The sequence below is a fragment of the Chryseobacterium barbadense genome, from assembly GCF_042849955.1.
GTDB lineage: Bacteria > Bacteroidota > Bacteroidia > Flavobacteriales > Weeksellaceae > Chryseobacterium.
In genome coordinates this window covers 1-1,987 of sequence record NZ_BAAFHL010000137.1, presented here as the reverse complement: position 1 = coordinate 1,987, position 1,987 = coordinate 1, and the positions used below count along the sequence as shown (strand labels likewise).

Genomic DNA, 1,987 nt, shown 5'->3' with positions numbered 1-1,987 from the left:
GTTTTCCTGGATACCAATGAAAACCCGTTCGGAAAGTTCAACCGTTACCCGGATTCTACGCAAAAAGAGCTCAAAAATAAGCTCGCTAAATTAAAAAATATTCTTCCGGATCAAATAGCCGTAGGAAACGGCAGCGATGAACTTATTGATCTGATCATCAAGATTTTCTGTGAGCCTAAAAAAGATTCCATTCTGATGATGAATCCTTCTTTTGCCATGTACGGATTTTATGCAGCCATTAATGAAAACAAGGTTGTTAAATTAAATCTTGATCAGAACTTCGAAATTGTAAGAGACGACTTTATAAAGATCACCAATGAACTTCAGCTAAAAATATTTTTTTTATGTTCCCCCAATAATCCTACGGGAAACAGTATTGAAGATATTGAATTTTATGTTCAGAATTTTAATGGAATAGTGGTCGTTGATGAAGCGTATATTGAGTTCTCTGATCAAAAATCCAGCATAGAACTGCTGGAAAAATATCCTAATCTCATTGTCCTGCAAACGTTTTCCAAAGCTTGGGGAATGGCAGGAGCAAGAGTAGGAACGGCCTATGCATCAAAGGAGATCATCAGATTGATCAATACGGTAAAAGCGCCTTACAATACCAATTCTTTAAGCCAGGAACTTGTCATTAAATCTCTTGACGATCAAAACGAATTTGAGCAAAATGTAAAAGAAATTCTTGATGAAAGAGCCCGCTTAAAGCTGGAATTTGAAAATATTGAATGTATTACTAAAGTATTTTCCACTGATGCTAATTTCTTTCTGATTGAGTTTGATGATGTTGAAAAGGTCTATGAAAATCTATTAAAGCAGGAAATTTTAACCAGCAAAAGAGCTCCGCAAATCCCCAATTGCATAAGGATCAATATCGGAACTGTGGAAGAAAACAATCAACTTATTGCCACATTAAAAAATATCATGCCATGAAAAAAGTACTATTCATTGACCGGGACGGAACGCTGATCATAGAACCGGCGGATTTTCAAATTGATTCGCTGGAAAAACTGGAATTTTATCCGGGAGTATTTCAGAATCTTTCAAAAATTGCCAAAGAGTTGGATTATGAACTGGTCATGGTAACCAATCAGGATGGTTTGGGAACAGAAAGCTTTCCATATGAAGATTTTATTACTCCTCATGAAAAAATGTTAGAAGCGTTCAGGAATGAAGGCATTATGTTCAGTGATATTCTGATCGATAAAAGCTTTGAGCATGAAAACCTGCCCACAAGAAAACCGGGAACGGGCTTGTTGGGAAAATATCTCTACGGAAACTATGATTTGGCCAATTCTTATGTGATCGGTGATCGGGTGACGGATATTCAATTAGCTCAAAATCTTGGATGCAGCGCTATTTTTATCAGTGAAAATTCCAATGAAAATGCAGCATTAACTACAAAAAACTGGTCTGAAATCTATCAGTTTTTAAAGCAGATTCCGAGAAAAGCTAAAGTTTCCAGGAAAACCAATGAAACAGCTATTGAAATTGAGGTCAACCTTGATGGAAACGGGCATTCTGACATTTCTACCGGGCTACATTTCTTCGACCACATGCTGGAACAGATTTCAAAGCATGGAAATATAGATTTGAAAATTGATGTCAGAGGAGATTTACAGGTAGATGAACATCACACGATGGAAGATGTGGGAATTGTATTGGGAGAAGCCATTTTGAAAGCTTTAGGCCAGAAAAAAGGAATTGAAAGATATGGTTTCCTTCTTCCGATGGATGACAGCCTTGCATGGTCCGCTATAGATTTCGGAGGAAGACCCTGGTTCGTCTGGGAAGCTGATTTTCAAAGAGAAAAAATAGGTGATGTTCCTACGGAAATGTTTTCTCACTTTTTTAAATCCTTCACGGACTCTTCAAAATCAAATCTGAATATACGGGCAAAAGGAGATAATGAGCACCATAAAATAGAATCTATTTTCAAAGCATTTGCCAAATCGATAAAAATGGCAGTGAACCAGTCTGACCC

Annotated in this window: 2 protein-coding genes; both read left to right on the top strand. The window is 37.0% G+C overall.

Annotated features, from left to right (window positions below):
• Positions 1-936, top strand: a 936-nt coding sequence (gene hisC, locus ACGHIN_RS17195) for a histidinol-phosphate transaminase (RefSeq protein WP_390456440.1), incomplete at its 5' end; no start/stop codon positions are given.
• Positions 933-1,987: bifunctional histidinol-phosphatase/imidazoleglycerol-phosphate dehydratase HisB (gene hisB / locus ACGHIN_RS17190; RefSeq protein ID WP_390456437.1), on the top strand; the 1,055-nt coding region annotated here is incomplete at its 3' end. The genes hisC and hisB, both read left to right, overlap by 4 nt.